A 16,464-nucleotide genomic window follows, 5' to 3' on the forward strand; every position below is an offset into this window, starting at 1 on the left:
AAGTTTCCATAGTTTTGTGGAGAAATAATGCCCATTGAAATGAAAGAACGAATAGTAAAAGGCGCAGAAGAGTTTTTTCTGAGTTACGGTGTGAAAATCATCACAATGGATGAGATTGCTAGGAACCTTGGAATTTCCAAAAAAACCATTTATCAATATTATAAAGATAAGAATGAGCTTGTTTGTGAGGTAATGAATAATCATCTGAAGGAAAGGGAGCAAAGCTATCTTCAGATTGCTGATTTAGCAGCCGATCCTATAGATGAGCTTATAAAATTATCAGAATATATAAGAGATTCATTTCGGAATATAAATTCAATTATACTTTTTGAGGTCGAAAGATATTTCCCAAAAGCTTATAAAAACTGGGTGGATCATAAGGAAAAATGCCTTAAGGGATATATTGTAGATATATTGAATAAAGGCAAGATTCAGGGACTTTTCAGACAGGATATCAATGTGGAAATGATAGCAAGGCTTAGGATAGAGGAGATTCAACTTGGATTTAACATTGCTGTTTTTCCTCCACTACAATTCCCGATTCAGGAACTGCAGATGCAGTTTATAGATTATTTCCTTCACGGAATCTGCACATTAAAAGGACATAAATTAATTAACCAATACAAAAAAATCCAGGAAGAAGATTGAAATACATTTATATGAAAACAAGGTATATTTTTCTACTTACTTTGCTCTGCAGCGTAACAAGAGTATTTGCGCAAACAGACAGCAGTTATACACTCAAACAATGTATAGATTATGCATTGGAACATCAGGCTACATATCTGAACACTACTCTGGATGCAGAGATAGCAAAGGCAAGGGTTGGAGAAATCCAGGCAATTGGTTTACCTCAAATCAACGGTACTGTATCGATGATTGAGAATTCGAAACTGCGTAATATGTTTTTTGCTAAATCGAATCCTTTTGCTTCATCCTTTGGAACAGCCGGCGGTGAGGTGAGTGGAGATGTTTTGGTTGCAAAAAACCTTTTCCAGTTGCCCAGCTCGGGAGATGCAGGTGCAACTATTAGTCAGCTGTTGTTTGACGGTTCTTATTTTGTTGGTTTAAAAGCAGCAAAAGCATATCAGAGCCTGGCTCAAAAGACCATCCAACAATCTAAAATCCAGACAGTGGATAATGTGACGAAGGCTTATTATCTGGTGTTGATTACTCAGGAAAGGATCAACAGACTGAATAGCAGCATTGCCACACTGGATTCAACTGTTCGTCAATCCAGGCAAATGTATGAAAATGGATTTATTGAGAAGATAGATCTGGATCGACTTGAAGTAAGTCTTAATAATTTACTTTCCGATAAATCGAAGTTTGATTCTGGTTTAGACATCAGTAAAATGCTTTTAAAGTTCCAAATGGGAATGCCTATTGAGGAGCCTATTCGTGCAGCAGATACACTTGCTTTAAATAGTTCCGAAAGTTTACTGCTAAAGGGAACTAAAGCTAATTACAATGAAAGAATCGAATATGCTTTATTGGAAAATCAGAAAATTTTGCAGAATCTGGATCTAAAAAATGTAAAAGCGGGTTACTATCCAAGTATTTCTGCTTTTGCTACAGGTGGCTATACCAGGCAAGATGTCAAGTTTGTAAATCTTTTTCAGTACAAATGGTATTCGTATGCTCTTTTAGGTGTAAATATGAATGTCCCTATTTTTGATGGCTTTGGAAGGCATTATAGGGGGCAACAAAAGAAGCTGGAATTGAGAAAGACAGAAAATGCTATACTTGCATTGAAAAATACAATAGATATGCAGGTTAGGCAGAGTGAAATTACTGTAAACAATGCGATCAGGACCCTTGAAGTGCAACAGAAAAATATGGATTTAGCAACTAATGTTGCTAGGGTAGTTAAAATCAAGTATGCTGAGGGGGTAGGAACAAACATTGAAGTTACAAATGCTGAGGATGCTCTCAGAGATGCGCAGACCAATTACTACAATGCATTATATGATTTGTTAGTAGCACAACTTGATTATAAAAAAGCTTTAGGAACATTAGCAACTGAATAATATGAAAAGACATATAAACACAAACATAACCAAAAGTATGAAAGCAGGATTTTTTTACATAAGCTTGGCAGTTGCAATGTTTGCCTGCAAGTCGGCAAACAATCTTGAGAAAAAAGAAGCTGAACTGGCTAATTATAAAAAACAATATGAGGAGTTGGAAACAAAGATAGCTTCTTTGGAAAAAGAAATTTCTCTAGCTGGTGGGAAAAAGAAAGTAGTGACTAAACCTGTTTATGTTTCAATAGATACTCTGGAACCAGGCATTTTCAGACACTATGTTGAGGTACAGGGCAAAGTTGATACAGATAAAAATATCACACTCGTTTCCAAAGCAAGCGGAACTATTGAAAAAATCTATGTACAGAAAGGCCAGTATGTAAAAGCTGGAACTCTTCTGGCTTCTATTGATGATGCTATAGTTCAAAAAGGAATTGAAGAAGTAAATACTCAGCTTGCTTTTGCTACCAATGTTTATGAAAAACAAAAGAGACTTTGGGATCAAAAGATAGGTTCTGAAATTCAGTATTTATCTGCTAAAAACAATAAGGAGTCCCTGGAGAAAAGAAAAGAATCTTTAATCGAACAACATCAATTGACTAAAATTAAATCTCCTATTGATGGAGTTGTCGATGAGATTTTCCCTAACCAGGGTGAAGTTACAGCTCCTGGGGCACCTGCTTTCAGAGTTATTAATTCAAGTGCATTCAAGATTTTAGCTGAAATACCTGAATCTTATGTATCTAAAATAAGAAAGGGTGATGAAGCAATTCTTACGTTCCCGGATGTGGAAGAAACTGCAAAAACTAAAGTAACTGTAGTAAGTGACGTTGTCAATGCAATAAACAGAAGTTTCCAGGTTGAACTGGATGCTAAAGGTGTTAAAAATCTTAAGGCTAATCTTATCGCTAATGTAAAGATTAAAGATTATGAGAAAACTGATGTGATCATTATTCCTATAAATGTGATTCAGCATTCAGATCAGGGTGACTATGTATTCATTGCAGACAAAGGTGTTGCTGTGAAAAAAATGATTACTACAGGTAAAACATACCGCAGCAGCGCTGAGGTTTTATCAGGCTTGAACAAAGGTGATAAACTTATTACTGTTGGTTATCAGGATATCGTAGATGGTCAGCCTGTAACATTTTAATAATATTAAATAAGATTATAAAGGAAAAGTTTTCTTTCCCTTTATAATCTCAAATCATTTTTAATAAGTCAGCTCAAAGCATTGCTTGAAGCGCTCAGTTAAAACAGACAAAAAGATGAAAGAATTTAAAGTCAGTAGCTGGTCGATAGACAATAAAACCAGTATATATGTATTGACCATCATCATCACCATTGCAGGTATTTTTACTTATCTCGCTTTGCCTAAGGAACAATTCCCTGAAATTGTTTTTCCCCAGATGTATGTCAGCACTCCTTATCCTGGAGCATCTCCAAAGGATATAGAAAATCTTATCACCAAACCTATCGAAAAAGAGGTAAAGGCTATTGCCGGTGTGAAAAAGGTTACAAGTAACTCCATTCAGGATTATTCAAGTGTTATAGTTGAATTTAAAACCGACGTTGATGTTACTAATGCGTTGCAAAAGGTGAAAGACGCTGTAGATAAGGCAAAAACAGAATTGCCTTCTGACAGACAGTTTGAACCTGAAGTAATTGAAATAGATGTTTCTCAGGTACCTATCATGAACGTTAACGTTTCTGGTGATATCGAACTTGACAAGCTGAAAAAGTATGCTGATGACCTTGAAGACAGAATCGAATCTATTAAAGGTATCAGAAGAGTGGATATTATCGGAGCGCTGGAAAGAGAAATTCAGATAAATGTTGATAAGATGAAAATGGAAGCTGCGAATGTTTCCATGAATGATATCAGAATGGCTGTGGCTTCTGAAAACGTTAACCTTTCAGGAGGGCTCTTGAAAATGGATGGTATGAAACGTACCATTACAATTAAAGGTGAATATGAAGACCCCAAAGATCTTAAAGATTTGGTGATAAGATCTTCATCGGGAGCTGTCATTTATCTTAAAGATGTGGCTGAGGTAGTAGATGGTTACGAAGAAAAAGAAAGCTATGCACGTCTGGATGGAAAAAATGTAATTACGCTTAATGTAATTAAGATGGGTGGGGAGAACCTAATAGAGGTTTCTGATCAGATTAACGATCTTATCAAAGAACTGAAGGAAAGTAAATATCCTAAATCAGTTAACATCACAGTTACTGGTGAACAGGCTGATCAGACAAGGGTAACACTACACGATCTTATTAATACCATTATCATCGGATTTATACTGGTAACAGTGATTCTGATGTTTTTCATGGGAACAACCAATGCTATTTTCGTGGCTATGTCTGTTCCTTTGTCAATGTTTATTGCCTTTATGGTAATGGATGGCGCAGGGTTTACTCTGAATATGATTGTGCTTTTTGGTTTTCTTCTTGCGCTTGGCATTGTTGTGGATGACGCTATTGTGGTTATCGAAAATACACACAGGGTATTTGATAATGGTAAAGTGCCTATTAAACAGGCAGCCAAACAAGCCGCAGGTGAGGTTTTCCTTCCTGTGTTTTCAGGTACAATGACCACATTGGCTCCATTCGTTCCATTGCTTTTCTGGCCTGGAGTTATCGGAGAATTTATGTATTACCTTCCGATCACTTTGATAGTAACCCTTCTGGCGTCTCTGCTTGTAGCTTATATCATCAACCCAGTGTTTGCAGTAGACTTTATGAAGCCGCATGAAGAAGCAAATGTTCATGGGCAAATTACTAAAGGGTTTAAGATAACTTCTGTCATTTTTATTGCACTAGCATCAATATTCTACCTTTCTGGTTTATTCGGAATAGGGAATTTGGTCGTTACATTCTACCTGTTATTCCTGCTGAATAAATTTGTTCTGACAAAAGTTATTAAAAACTTCCAGGAAAAAACATGGCCTGGGGTCCAGAATAAATATGAAAGACTATTAAGATGGGCATTAAATAAAAAGAACCCACAGTGGCTTCTACTTGGAACAATAGGAATGTTTTTCTTCTCAATAGTTGTGTTTTCTATAAGAACTCCTAAAGTAGTGTTCTTCCCAGAAAGTGAGCCTAATTTTATTTTCTCTTATATCTCTCTACCTGTGGGTACAGATCAGGCATACACTGATTCAATTACTAAGGTAGTTGAAAAAAGAGTGTTTAATGTAATAGGGGAAAATAATCCGATAGTAAAGTCAGTTATCTCCAACGTAGCTGTTGGTGCCGGAGATCCAAATCAGCCAGATCTTAGCGTTTCTCCACACAAAGGAAAGGTGACGGTGGCTTTCGTAAATTTTGCGGACAGAAATGGAGAATCGTCTCTGACTTATCTAGATAAAATAAGGGAAGCAGTAAAAGGTATTCCTGGTGCTGAAATTACAGTGGAGCAGGAGCAGGGCGGACCTCCGACCGGCAAGCCTATTAACATTGAAATGAGTGGTGATAATTATGAACTACTTATTTCGGAGTCTGAAAAGCTTATCAAGTATCTTGAAAATTCAGGGATCGAAGGGATAGAGAAGCTTAAATCTGATGTTCAGAAAAACAAACCAGAGATTGTTATTGAGGTAGACAGACAAAAAGCAAATGCTGAAGGTCTTTCTACAGGACAAATTGGTATGGAAATCAGAAATGCTGTGTTTGGAAGCGAAATTTCTAAATTCAGGGATTTCGAAGATGATTATCCGATTCAGTTGAGATACAACTACGCTCAGAGAAATGATATCGAAGGTTTGATGAACTCAAAAATAACCTACAGGGATATGAATATGGGTGGTATAGTACGTCAGGTTCCCTTATCTTCTGTAGCTAAAATAAGATTCACTGATACCTATGGTGGTATCAATAGGAAAAATGAAAAGAGACTTGTAACTGTGTATTCAAACATCCTTACAGGTTATAACGGTAATGAAGTGGTTGGTAAGATTACCAAATCTATCAAGGATTTTCCAAGAGCTGAAGGTATATCTATAGATATGACAGGTGAGCAGGAAGATCAGAAAGAAACCGGTGCATTCCTCGGATTTGCAGGTCTGGCAGCGATAGGTCTGATATTTCTCATATTGGTAACTCAGTTCAACTCAATATCTAAACCGGTTATCATTCTAAGTGAAATACTATTCTCTACAATCGGTGTATTCTTAGGGTTCTCCATATTTAAAATGGACATGTCTGTTGTAATGACCGGAGTAGGTATAGTGGCATTGGGTGGTATAGTAGTAAGAAATGGTATTCTTCTTGTTGAGTTTACCCACTATCTGGAAGAACAGGGTTATACTACTAAAGAAGCAGCTATCCTGGCTGGTAAAACAAGGATGACTCCTGTATTGCTTACGGCAACTGCCACCATGTTGGGATTGATTCCTCTTGCTGTAGGTCTTAATATTGACTTTGTTACTTTATTTACGGAGTTTAACCCCCATATTTTCTTTGGAGGTGACAGTGTAGCGTTCTGGGGACCACTTTCATGGACTATGATCTTCGGATTGATCTTTGCTACTTTCCTGACTCTGATTTTGGTGCCGGTGATGTATCTTCTTGTAGACAATTTAAAAGTCAGAATAGGATATACGAAAAAACACACTGATCACATTTATACAGGGGAAATAATTGATATCTCAGAAACTGAAGAGAACAAAGCATTATTAGATAAATAGTAACACACACATGCGTAACCGGAATCTTAGTTTTTTGTCCATTGTTTTAATAATCTTTCTGGTTATAGATGTATATGTATTTCAGGGTGTAAGAGTGTTGGTTCACTCTTACACTCCTTTAATCAGAAAGCTGATCTATGCACTTTACTGGGGTTTCACACTGTTTACTCTGGCGGGCTTAATGTATTTTGCTGCCAGTCCGGAAAAGTGGACTAGGCTGATGAAGGTTGTCTATTTCGGAAGTGTAGTAACTGTTTATTTTACAAAATTCATTTATTTTATTTTTCTGGTGCTTGATGATATTATTCGTCTTTTTAAATGGGTATTTCAGAAAGTATCTTTACTGGTTAATCATCAGCCTCTTGCTTCAGGCGCTGAAATCAATAGGTCCGAATTTTTATTAAAGGCAGGACTTGCAGTGGCTGCAGTACCTTTTTTCGGAATGGTTTATGGCATTGTATTCGGAGCACATGATTATAGAGTCAGGAAGGTTAAGGTTAAGTTAAAGAATCTTCCTTCTTCATTTGATGGACTTCGAATTGCTCACATCTCCGACATTCACGCTGGGAGCTTTTATAATAAGTCTGCCGTTAAAAGAGGGGTTAAATTGTTAAATGATCAAAAACCGGATTTGGTATTCTTTACCGGAGATCTTGTTAATGACAGAGCTACGGAAGTTGAAAGCTATATTGAAGTATTTAAGGAAATCAAAGCACCGATGGGAGTGTTTTCTGTGCTGGGCAATCATGATTATGGTGACTATGTCCCTTGGAAAAGCAGAGAGGAGAGGACTGAAAATCTTAATAGTATAATGAATGCTCACCAAAGAATGGGGTGGGACCTGTTGATGGATGAGCATAGAGTTTTGAAGAAAGGAAATGATGAGATCGCTCTTCTAGGCGTACAAAACTGGGGCAAAGGAGAGAACTGGCCCAAATATGGTAAACTGAATAAAGCCTATTCAGGAACAGAAAAGTATCCTGTAAAGCTTTTGCTTTCACATGATCCCAGTCATTGGAATGCCCAGGTAAGACCTGGATATCCCGATATTGATATTACTTTTAGCGGACATACACATGGTTTTCAGTTTGGCATTGAAGCAGCCGGCATAAAATGGAGTCCTGTTAAGTACAAATACAAACAATGGGCCGGTCTGTATGAAGAAGATAATCAATATATCTATGTAAACAGAGGATTCGGTTTTATTGGTTTTCCAGGAAGAATAGGAATGCCTCCGGAGATTACCCTTATAGAACTTTCCAAAGCTTAGAGATTCTCTGAAGTCTTTAAGAAATAAGCCATTTCTGCAAGCTGCATCATTACTTCTGTCTGATAGGATAAAAGCTGTTGGTCTTTTTTTTCAGGTTCGTTATTCGGAACCTCTGCGATCAGCGCTTCCTGGTAATGGTTAATTTTTTCCATACACCAATCCATAAAATCATCTGCTGAATGCATATTGGGGAACCTTTTTTTATCATGGAAAACATAATCGTATTCCCCCTTTTCAAAAACAGAAAACAAAGGTCCGGCAAGAAGATCACTTATTGGCTCTAACCTATGCCAAAGCTGATAGTATCTTTCCGTTTTCAAGTCTGGCCTGTGAAAAGCATCCCAGAATATTTCCCTGAAATGGTCCAGTACCTCTGACTTGTTCATCGCTTCATCCTTCATACAATAATAAACAAACAAACTTTTTTAGTTGTTACAAATATAATGGACCTGTAAAAGATTTGATATGGTGACCTGTAAAAAATATACTGAATTGCATGATATGATCAAGGATATCAAAATTGCAATGCTAACAACTGTTGAAAGTAACGGATGTCTTAGAAGTGTTCCTATGACCACCATGCAAACGGAGTGTGAAGGATTGGTTTGGTTCTTTACAAACTTTGACTCTCAAAAGGTTGAAGATATTCGGATTAATAGTTGTATCAACGTTACATATTCGGATATTCAGAAAAATGTCTTTGTTTCTGTAACAGGTAAAGCTGAAGTTGTCAAGGATCCGCTCAAAATGCAGGAGCTTTGGAAGCCTGTGTTAACAGCTTATTTTCCTGGAGGTTTAGAAGATCCGGATTTAGGTCTTTTAAAGGTTTCTATTGATGAAGCTGAATATTGGGACTCCAGAACAGGAAAAATGATTCAGGTTTGGGAAATGAGTAAAGATGCAGTTAAATCATAAATAGAAGATTAAAGAAATTTTGAATGAAGTTGGTTTATCTCATTCAAAATTTCTTTATCTGTTAAAGAAAAACATAAATGCTGAAGTGTAAAAGTTCTTAGTGTAGAGAGACTATCTATATTATAAAGTAGTTTCTTTGGTTTTTACAAAAAGGTGTTCTGCAATACTTTTGGAACTTAATCTTTAACAAATTTGAACATCTCCATGTCTATTACACAGAGATAAACTCCCTGAATAAGATTCTCAACATTTAAAACATCCCCTTCTCTTAGGTACTGTTTTATTACAATTGATCCAATACTATTATAAACTTCTAGATGGCCAGATTCATGAATATGAATATAACCAGGTTTATGATATGAAATTTTTCCTGGTGAAATAGGGGAGCCATTTAATATTCCTGTAACGATACAATCGGGTCTGTTGGGAGATGCGTTTATATATATCCCTGAAATATAAGGAATAGTTATAAAACAATTATTGTATGCAATAACAGATTGAATTTTCGAAGGTAGTTCTGGTAATGCTGTTAATCGATTTGAAGTACACTCCAAAGTTTGTATAGTCGGTGGTAGGGCAGGTAATTTGGTCAGTTCATTGTTATTGCAATAAAGATGAGTAAGCTTTGATGGAAGTTCCGGGAGACTTTGCAAAAGGTTGTTTTTGAGGTTAAGAATTTTAAGAAGTGGTGGCAAGGCAGGAAGTGTTACCAGTCTGTTGTTGCTACATCCAAAATCTGTAAGTCCATCTGGCAATGCAGGAAGATTTTCAATACTATTGTTGATACAACCTAGGGCAGTCAGCTTTGGTGGAAGAGAGGGAAGACTGGTTAGTTTGTTTTGCGAGCAATAAAATTGCAATAGATTTTCAGGAATTGCAGGCAAGCTTTCAAATTCATTATTACTAATGTCCAGTGATGCAAGATGGGGTGGTAGTTTTTTAGGTAAAGCTTTTAGCTTATTGGCCGTACAGTTTAGTCTGTATAAGTTTTCAAAATACTGAATTCCATCAAGATCCTGTATATTTTTAGACGATGCCTCAAGGAGTGTAACTTCTGTAATTTTACTGCATGTTGTATCCATTTTTTGGCTGGTATTGAAACATGATGGGTATTTAGATATAAGGAATGTCCTGAAGTTGGGATCAGGGATTGTAACATATTTAGCTAAAAATGCTTCGCAGTTTTCATTGTTTGGGGTGACTACAAATCTGGTTAAAAATTCGGGTCTGGGATTTTCTGGAATTGTTTCAAAACAATTGTGGTCAGCTTGCAGACTCGTAAGATTTGCAGGAAGCTTAGGTAGACCTGTAAGATGGTTGAAGGATATACTTAATATCTGAAGTCCATCTGGCAATGTAGGAAGAGTTCCCAGATTATTACTGTCACAGTATAGCTGATATAAATTGGAAGGAAGTGAAGGTAGGTTCTTTATTTGATTTTTGCTGCAAGACAATACCCCAAGGTTTTTTGTCAACGAAGGAAGTTCAGTCAGGTTATTTGAGTTACAAACTAAATATGTAAGGGATTCAGGCAAGGAATTTATTGATCTAATTTTGTTTTCTGAACAATACAGCCATTCAAGCCCCTTATAAAAATAAGGTAATTGTTCTAGCAGATTGTTATCGCATGAAAGTCTGACAAGAGTTGAAGGTGGTGATGGCAAAGTAGTAAGAAGGTTATTGTCGCAATAGAGCGATACCAGCGTGTATGGAAGATTTGGAAGACTTGAAAGTTTGTTAGAAGAACATGTGATGCTGTAGAGTCCTCCCGGCAAAGAAGGTAGCGAAATAAGCTGATTACTTGGACAGAACAATATACTTAAACCTTTTGGTAAAGGTGGTAGAGAGGAAAGTTTATTTCCTCCGCAATCGAGAAATGAAAGGTTTTTAAAATACTGAAGGCCAGAAAGATCTGAAATGTTTTTTTGAGACAGATACAAGGATGTTTCATTTACAATCTCTGTACAGGTTGTGTCGAGCAATTCATTTTTATCGAAACAGGAGGGATATTTGTTTTTTAAATGTTCTCTAAAATTAACATCCGGTATAGAAACATATTGACCAAAAGTGGTGACAGAAATTAATAAAAGTAGTAGTAGTATGTATTTTTTCTTCATTTTTGTTTTTTTTCAAATTAAAAAGAAAATATCAATTTTAGGCATTCTAATAATTGAAATTTAGATGGTTGTGTTTTTTGTACAACTATGCATACTGTGTAGTCTCAATCGCTCCTCCAATCGATCCTTGATTTCTTTAATTTTGATATCGAAAAAAAAGGTTTCCATTTAGGTATTAAAATAAAAAAAGCCGCTATCTTGGATAGATAGGGAGGCTTTTAAAATTTACAATGGTATTTTGAGCCATTAAATAACAGGAAATAAGTTTGTTTTAATATAAAAGTGCGACAACTCATTCAGGAAAATTCATTTTTGATTCCAATGGAGCAATTTGAGAGCCTCAATAGGAATTTAAAATAAACTTAACTGCCCCTTTTCAGGTCTTTTAAATACTGCAAGATTTAAAGGTTTCATCTTCCGACCCCCTAGATATTTTTGTGCAGACACATGAAAAAGGTCTGCAATCGCTTCGGCAATTGGTCCTTCTCCTTTCATTCTTGTGCCAAATCTGCTGTCATTCAGTGTTCCCCCATGACATTCCTTAATCTGATTTAAGACTTTTTCAGCGCGCTCAGGATAAGCCTGATGAATCCAATTTTCAAATATTTCTCCGATAGAACCATTAAGTCTGACCATTGTGTAAGCAGCAGAACTGGCGCCTCTTGCTGCAGCTTCCTTAATAATTTCAGGTATCTCCGCACTATTCAGAGAAGGGATAATAGGCGCCACCATTACATTTACAGGTATTCCGTTAGACGCCAGCGCTTCAACTGCTTTAAGCCTGTTGTGCGACGTGGCAGTTCTTGGTTCCAGTTGTTGCCTTAAAGATTCATCAAGTGATGTAATAGATATATTTACATGCACAAGATTATCGTCATTCAACTCTTTTAGCAGGTCTAGATCTCTGAGAATAAGACTGTTTTTGGTAATGATGCTCACAGGATGTTTATACTTAAGAAAAACCTCCAGTAATCTGCGCGTAATACCGGTTTTCCTTTCCACTGGCTGATAACAGTCTGTATTGCCTGCTAGCATGATAGGTTCAGGGGTATAATCCTTATGATCAAAAAACTTTTCAAGAAGTGTAGGAGCATTCATCTTCATGATGATCTTCCTTTCAAAATCAAGCCCTGCGCTCATACCATAATACTGATGGGTATTCCTGGCATAACAGTAAGTACAGCCATGCTCACACCCCTGATAAGGGTTCATGGAGTACATTCCTCTCAGGTCAGGGCTATCTATTTTATTTACTATTTTTTTTGGATGCTCCTTTAGAAAAGTAGTGGCTTTATTACTTAATAAAGGTTCATCCAATCCTTCAATATGTTCGGTAACGTAGGTATCTTTTAAATATGGATTTTTGGAGTTAATCTGAGCTCCTCTTCCCTTAATTGAATTTTCTGCCATAATTATTAGTAAAGATACTAAAATTATTAGCATTTATTCTTCAGGATATAATTTTTTGCTAAAATATTTCCGAATTCAGTGTTCTTATAGCTGATATCCTTTCTTTCCGCTCAAAAATTGGCGTTTAAATCTGTTTAATTTAGAGCTTTTTGGTTAAAAATTGGAGTTATGACCTGCTCTACTTTGGAGCATTAAGTTTAAAAATTAGAGTTTTGATATGAAATCTAGAAGCTTTATACTCAAAATCAGCTTTTTTCCCTGTTCACCTAGTTTGTTAGATTTGAAAAACCATTATGGCCTGAAAAACCAGCAACATCAGAAAAGTCAAAGGAAGGGTATATTGTATTTGAAAGATTAACCGCTGAAAAGATTCCAGAAAGCTCGTACTCCAATAATCTTTTTAGGGCATTGTCTGATTCTCTTGAATTGAATGCTGAATTTTTACCAAAGTTTTTTGAGCACATAAAATATGCAGGCTATAGAGGAGACCTGTATAATTTGGCGTCGACCTTGATAGATAACAGCAAAATTAGTCCGTCTTACTTTAAGTCTTATGAAAAGGTCATAATAGAATACTTTAAATCTGATTTGGCAAGTAATATTGACGATAATACAAATGAATATCTGTTTGAAGAAAACTTGATATCAGCATCTGAATTGATGAAGAACTTTCCTGAAAATAGCTCTTATGTAAGTTTATTAAAAGAGTTGTCAAAACAGAAAAGTTCTTATGTGGCGTTAGAAGCTGTGAGAATACTTTTAAGCATTGCAATTAAAGTTGATCCTTCAGTGATTGATAAGCTTGCATCTGATAAGTATTATAGAATCAGGCTTTACATATTCTGAAAGAGAAAGATCAGCTAAGCCTATTTCCTGCAAAATACCTAAAGCAAAGTTATTTTGCCGAAAGTGACATGGCAGCTGTTCTTTCGGATGATATGATTACTGATAATCTTGTACTTGTAAATAGTAAAGTGAAAAAGATAGAAGGAGTTGAAGGAAGATATTATTTATATAAGTATTCTGGTCTGACTGAAGAAGGAAAAGAAGAGTGGTATGTTGGGGTTAGCGGCCCGCACCCGGTGGATAAGACACAGGTTGTAATAGGAGGAGAGAGGACAAATTATTATTACCAAACATTTAAAAGCAAGTCTTTGTCGGAGCATTATAAAGCTTTATTGGAAGAAAATCATTACGATTTATATGACTAATAAAGGGGCGAAAGCCCTTTTTTTGTTTTTAGAACCTTGTTCCTAATCTACTGATAATTTAAAATGCGCCTCTTACGGATTGAGAGACGCCATGCATATCGTCTCTACTAAGGAATTTCACAACTTAAGCTTTCTACTTTAAACTCTAAAAATATCTCTTCGCCTCCTTATACCAATCTCCGGTACATTTAATGAAATAAACTCCGGCACAAATAAAAGGAGATAAAACGAATAGAAGAATGAAGTGAAGCTTAAATATCAGAAAAGTACAAAGGCCGATTACAAATAGCCCAATGAAGAAACAGAGTGCTGTAGCGAGGTAAATAAACAGAAGTGTGGGGTAATAAATAGCGGAATTACGGAATCTTTCTCGGTTTTTCAGAAATTCTTCATATTTCAGTTTTGCTTCTTTCTCAGTACGTTCCTTTTTTATTTTTGCCCATTGGCGGTATACTTCCAATGGGTCACTGTACTGAAAAGCATAAGTATGCCCATATGCATAGCTTTGTTGATAATTGGTATGTTGGTGATAATGAGTATGCTGATTAGTGTTTGTTCTTTGGTCGTAAATGAACCTTTTGTGTTGATCGGCAAGCGTTTCATATGCTTTATTCAGCAGTTGAAACTTTGTATGTGCATCGGGAGATTTGTTTATATCCGGGTGCCAGATTTTAGCTTTTTTTCTGTACGCCTTTCTTATGTCTTCCTGGCTTGCGCTTTGCGGAATTTCAAGAATTTCATAAAATGAAACGGCCATAAACTACCCTTTGGTTTTATTACGAATTTAATAAACTTTAGCAATTTTTCATCTCCAGGTATAACGTAACTGAATTTTTATTTCAGATTTGATGTTACCTTCTGTTTCTTCCGATCCGATGCCGGTCATGTCCATAAAAGGATAAATGTAATAACCATACTTAATCCAATAGCCAAAATGTTTTAATAACCTTCCATGCAAAACAAGGTATGCTCTGGAACCCTTACCGTAATAGGCTGGAAGTGCATATCCCGTTAATACATCTTTCTCAAAAACATATGTACGGTTATCATAGTTCTCTGCGTCCAATAAGGCATACCTCAGGCAAAGTTTTATACCCCTGATATGAAAGTTTATATCCTGAATAAGAAAATAACCATTAGTATTCAAATTGTTTTTTCGGGACTTTGTCTGAATGATTTTTGTTGTAAGAGTAATGACTTCGTTAGCCTTATAATCAAGCCCTATTGTGCGTGTCTCAGCAATGATTGGTTCAGTAGCATAAGTAATATTGGTTCTTGAACCATTTTGCTCTTGAATTGCTTTGCGTATTTGAATATAAGCAAGAGTTGTCTTTGATGGTTGATAGATGAAGCGTATGTTAAAGTCATTACCACGGCTAGGTTCATAAGTCCTGTATTTTAACCAAGGAAAAGTGTAGGTGTCAAAGTATGCAGTCAGGTTATACTTTTTGTGAGGGGAAATTTTGACCCCCCAATAAAATCCCGTTTCATTTTTGTTAGTGGTGTTTTCTCCAAATGCTCTGCCATAAAAGGAATAAAAGTCTTTGTCATATTTTCTCAATAGAAATAAAAAGTCAACCTTTTTGTGCAGACTTGTAAGTATTCCTCCTATCAATGCTTTTCCACCTCCCTGAGAGACAGCAGCTTCTGAGAATAAAGAAAAGTTGTAAAATCTGTAAGATGCATCTAAACTATAGCAAGTATTGTCCTGACCTTTAAAATCAAAGCTGTTATAGATGTTGGCTTTTCTTTCGAACGATTTGCTGAAATGAGAATTGATGAAGTTTAAACCGATATTCAGGTTTTGTATTTTATTTTGAAATGTTACAGTAAAACCTGCATCTCTTTGGCTAATAGCAGCTTTCTTGTCAATCTCATTTGCAGTTCTGTGGTATCCTGTTGAATATACTGTAGAAAAATATTCACTTGATAATGAGTCTGACACTTCAGTTGCAACAGAAGCATCTTTTTTCACTGAAGAATAAAATCCTGTAATCGTTATCCTTTTATAAACAAAACTCCCTGCGGTTCCTCTGAAAAATCCGCTCTCTGTCACGGATGTATTGGCCAGTATACCATTTCCCGCTCTTTTAATTCCTGATATGGCTTCTGCATTTTTACCAAGATAATATCCTGACCCGAATACAAGTCCTTGTCCTGCCTGCAGCTTGTAATCACCAACGATCAATGATTTCAGTTTTCCTTTGTTATATAAACCAATATGGAAAGAGGCAAAGTCGAAAAGGTAGTAGTTTTTATCCGGATCCCATTTGTATATTTCACCAGGATCTTTTTCTGCAATCAATCCAATGCTGAAATCTTTGGTTTTAGATGACTTTATCCTGATGTAGGTTTTGTATGGCTGTCCCAGATACTTTGTACTTTCTGATGCACTGGATGAGTATCCTTTTTTATTGTCAGGGCTTCTTTCGTATTTGATTATCAAATCTCCAGGATTGTTGAAAATTCTTGCAAATAAACCATTCCATGAATTGTCAGAAGAGACAACGGTGATAAAAGATAGTAGTTTTTTGATAGTTAAAGGATCCAGTTCCTCAATGACCTGCAATTCATAGATAGATTCATATCGGCCTGATATGGTTCTGTGTTTTAAAATTCCTTCAATCTGTTGCTCAGAGAGAAAATTTATTTTTTGTAAGTCTTCCCGTTCTGCTTTATTAAGATCTATAGGCTCCTGAAAAAGATCTAAAATATTGTTGAGTATGGCTTCTTGTTCATCTTCACTGGTAGCAGGAGTAAGCTCATTCAGCATTATATCCTGGATTTCATCCTGAGCAAAGGTGATAATGGGTATACTCATTA

The 16,464-nt window shown here is 36.1% G+C and carries 13 protein-coding genes; 8 read left to right on the plus strand and 5 right to left on the minus strand.

Features of this window, described 5'->3' with window-relative positions; translation table 11 throughout:
* Positions 1 to 39 precede the first annotated feature (39 nt).
* The 5 genes from MYP_RS17655 (at position 40) to MYP_RS17675 (ending at position 7,988) form a co-directional block, all read left to right on the plus strand.
* Positions 40 to 648, plus strand: coding sequence for a TetR/AcrR family transcriptional regulator (locus MYP_RS17655; protein ID WP_197060120.1), 609 nt, complete (start codon positions 40 to 42; stop codon positions 646 to 648).
* Positions 649 to 659: 11 nt separating this feature from the next.
* Positions 660 to 2,030: a TolC family protein gene (locus MYP_RS17660; RefSeq protein WP_045466376.1), complete on the plus strand. Its 1,371-nt coding sequence runs from the start codon at positions 660 to 662 to the stop codon at positions 2,028 to 2,030.
* A gap of 37 nt (positions 2,031 to 2,067) precedes the next feature.
* A complete protein-coding gene (locus tag MYP_RS17665; protein ID WP_045466826.1) occupies positions 2,068 to 3,180 on the plus strand; it encodes an efflux RND transporter periplasmic adaptor subunit in 1,113 nt (370 codons plus the stop codon).
* A gap of 115 nt (positions 3,181 to 3,295) precedes the next feature.
* Positions 3,296 to 6,718, plus strand: coding sequence for an efflux RND transporter permease subunit (locus tag MYP_RS17670; RefSeq protein ID WP_045466830.1), 3,423 nt, complete (start codon positions 3,296 to 3,298; stop codon positions 6,716 to 6,718).
* A gap of 10 nt (positions 6,719 to 6,728) precedes the next feature.
* A complete protein-coding gene (locus tag MYP_RS17675) occupies positions 6,729 to 7,988 on the plus strand; it encodes a metallophosphoesterase (RefSeq protein WP_045466379.1) in 1,260 nt (419 codons plus the stop codon).
* On the opposite strand, the gene MYP_RS17680 is transcribed toward MYP_RS17675, so the two are convergent.
* Entirely contained in the window at positions 7,985 to 8,374 is a 390-nt protein-coding gene (locus tag MYP_RS17680; protein ID WP_045466833.1) for a hypothetical protein, read from the minus strand. The two genes, MYP_RS17675 and MYP_RS17680, sit on opposite strands and share 4 nt — an antisense overlap.
* A 79-nt stretch (positions 8,375 to 8,453) precedes the next feature.
* Between MYP_RS17680 and MYP_RS17685 the strand changes: the two genes are divergently transcribed.
* On the plus strand, positions 8,454 to 8,903 hold the full coding sequence (locus MYP_RS17685; RefSeq protein WP_045466382.1) for a pyridoxamine 5'-phosphate oxidase family protein: 450 nt from the start codon (positions 8,454 to 8,456) through the stop codon (positions 8,901 to 8,903).
* A 176-nt stretch (positions 8,904 to 9,079) separates the two neighbouring features.
* On the opposite strand, the gene MYP_RS25355 is transcribed toward MYP_RS17685, so the two are convergent.
* Complete coding sequence (locus MYP_RS25355) at positions 9,080 to 11,020, minus strand: leucine-rich repeat domain-containing protein (RefSeq protein ID WP_052430320.1); 1,941 nt, start codon at positions 11,018 to 11,020, stop codon at positions 9,080 to 9,082.
* Between the two features lie 351 nt (positions 11,021 to 11,371).
* A complete protein-coding gene (locus MYP_RS17700) occupies positions 11,372 to 12,430 on the minus strand; it encodes a PA0069 family radical SAM protein (protein WP_045466385.1) in 1,059 nt (352 codons plus the stop codon).
* 408 nt (positions 12,431 to 12,838) lie between these two features.
* On the opposite strand from MYP_RS17700, the gene MYP_RS17710 reads away from it, so the two are divergent.
* On the plus strand, positions 12,839 to 13,276 hold the full coding sequence (locus MYP_RS17710; RefSeq protein ID WP_156140710.1) for a hypothetical protein: 438 nt from the start codon (positions 12,839 to 12,841) through the stop codon (positions 13,274 to 13,276).
* A 68-nt stretch (positions 13,277 to 13,344) separates the two neighbouring features.
* On the plus strand, positions 13,345 to 13,641 hold the full coding sequence (locus tag MYP_RS17715; RefSeq protein ID WP_045466393.1) for a hypothetical protein: 297 nt from the start codon (positions 13,345 to 13,347) through the stop codon (positions 13,639 to 13,641).
* A gap of 145 nt (positions 13,642 to 13,786) precedes the next feature.
* Here MYP_RS17715 and MYP_RS17720 read toward each other — a convergent pair whose 3' ends face one another.
* Both MYP_RS17720 and MYP_RS17725 read right to left on the minus strand, forming a co-directional pair.
* Positions 13,787 to 14,398, minus strand: a complete 612-nt coding sequence (locus MYP_RS17720) for a J domain-containing protein (RefSeq protein ID WP_045466396.1) — start codon at positions 14,396 to 14,398, stop codon at positions 13,787 to 13,789.
* A gap of 48 nt (positions 14,399 to 14,446) precedes the next feature.
* Complete coding sequence (locus tag MYP_RS17725) at positions 14,447 to 16,462, minus strand: ComEA family DNA-binding protein (RefSeq protein WP_045466399.1); 2,016 nt, start codon at positions 16,460 to 16,462, stop codon at positions 14,447 to 14,449.
* Positions 16,463 to 16,464: the final 2 nt, after the last annotated feature.

It is taken from the genome of Sporocytophaga myxococcoides, from assembly GCF_000775915.1.
GTDB classification, from domain to species: domain Bacteria; phylum Bacteroidota; class Bacteroidia; order Cytophagales; family Cytophagaceae; genus Sporocytophaga; species Sporocytophaga myxococcoides_A.

What these genes read in the sequence shown, in the direction of transcription:
- MYP_RS25355 (WP_052430320.1), bottom strand. Translation starts at nt 11,020, where the DNA reads ATGAAGAAAAAATACATACTACTACTACTTTTATTAATTTCTGTCACC.
- MYP_RS17655 (WP_197060120.1), top strand. Translation starts at nt 40, where the DNA reads ATGAAAGAACGAATAGTAAAAGGCGCAGAAGAGTTTTTTCTGAGTTAC.
- MYP_RS17685 (WP_045466382.1), top strand. Translation starts at nt 8,454, where the DNA reads ATGGTGACCTGTAAAAAATATACTGAATTGCATGATATGATCAAGGAT.
- MYP_RS17700 (WP_045466385.1), bottom strand. Translation starts at nt 12,430, where the DNA reads ATGGCAGAAAATTCAATTAAGGGAAGAGGAGCTCAGATTAACTCCAAA.
- MYP_RS17660 (WP_045466376.1), top strand. Translation starts at nt 660, where the DNA reads ATGAAAACAAGGTATATTTTTCTACTTACTTTGCTCTGCAGCGTAACA.
- MYP_RS17675 (WP_045466379.1), top strand. Translation starts at nt 6,729, where the DNA reads ATGCGTAACCGGAATCTTAGTTTTTTGTCCATTGTTTTAATAATCTTT.
- MYP_RS17720 (WP_045466396.1), bottom strand. Translation starts at nt 14,398, where the DNA reads ATGGCCGTTTCATTTTATGAAATTCTTGAAATTCCGCAAAGCGCAAGC.
- MYP_RS17715 (WP_045466393.1), top strand. Translation starts at nt 13,345, where the DNA reads ATGGCAGCTGTTCTTTCGGATGATATGATTACTGATAATCTTGTACTT.
- MYP_RS17670 (WP_045466830.1), top strand. Translation starts at nt 3,296, where the DNA reads ATGAAAGAATTTAAAGTCAGTAGCTGGTCGATAGACAATAAAACCAGT.
- MYP_RS17725 (WP_045466399.1), bottom strand. Translation starts at nt 16,462, where the DNA reads ATGAGTATACCCATTATCACCTTTGCTCAGGATGAAATCCAGGATATA.
- MYP_RS17665 (WP_045466826.1), top strand. Translation starts at nt 2,068, where the DNA reads ATGAAAGCAGGATTTTTTTACATAAGCTTGGCAGTTGCAATGTTTGCC.
- MYP_RS17680 (WP_045466833.1), bottom strand. Translation starts at nt 8,374, where the DNA reads ATGAACAAGTCAGAGGTACTGGACCATTTCAGGGAAATATTCTGGGAT.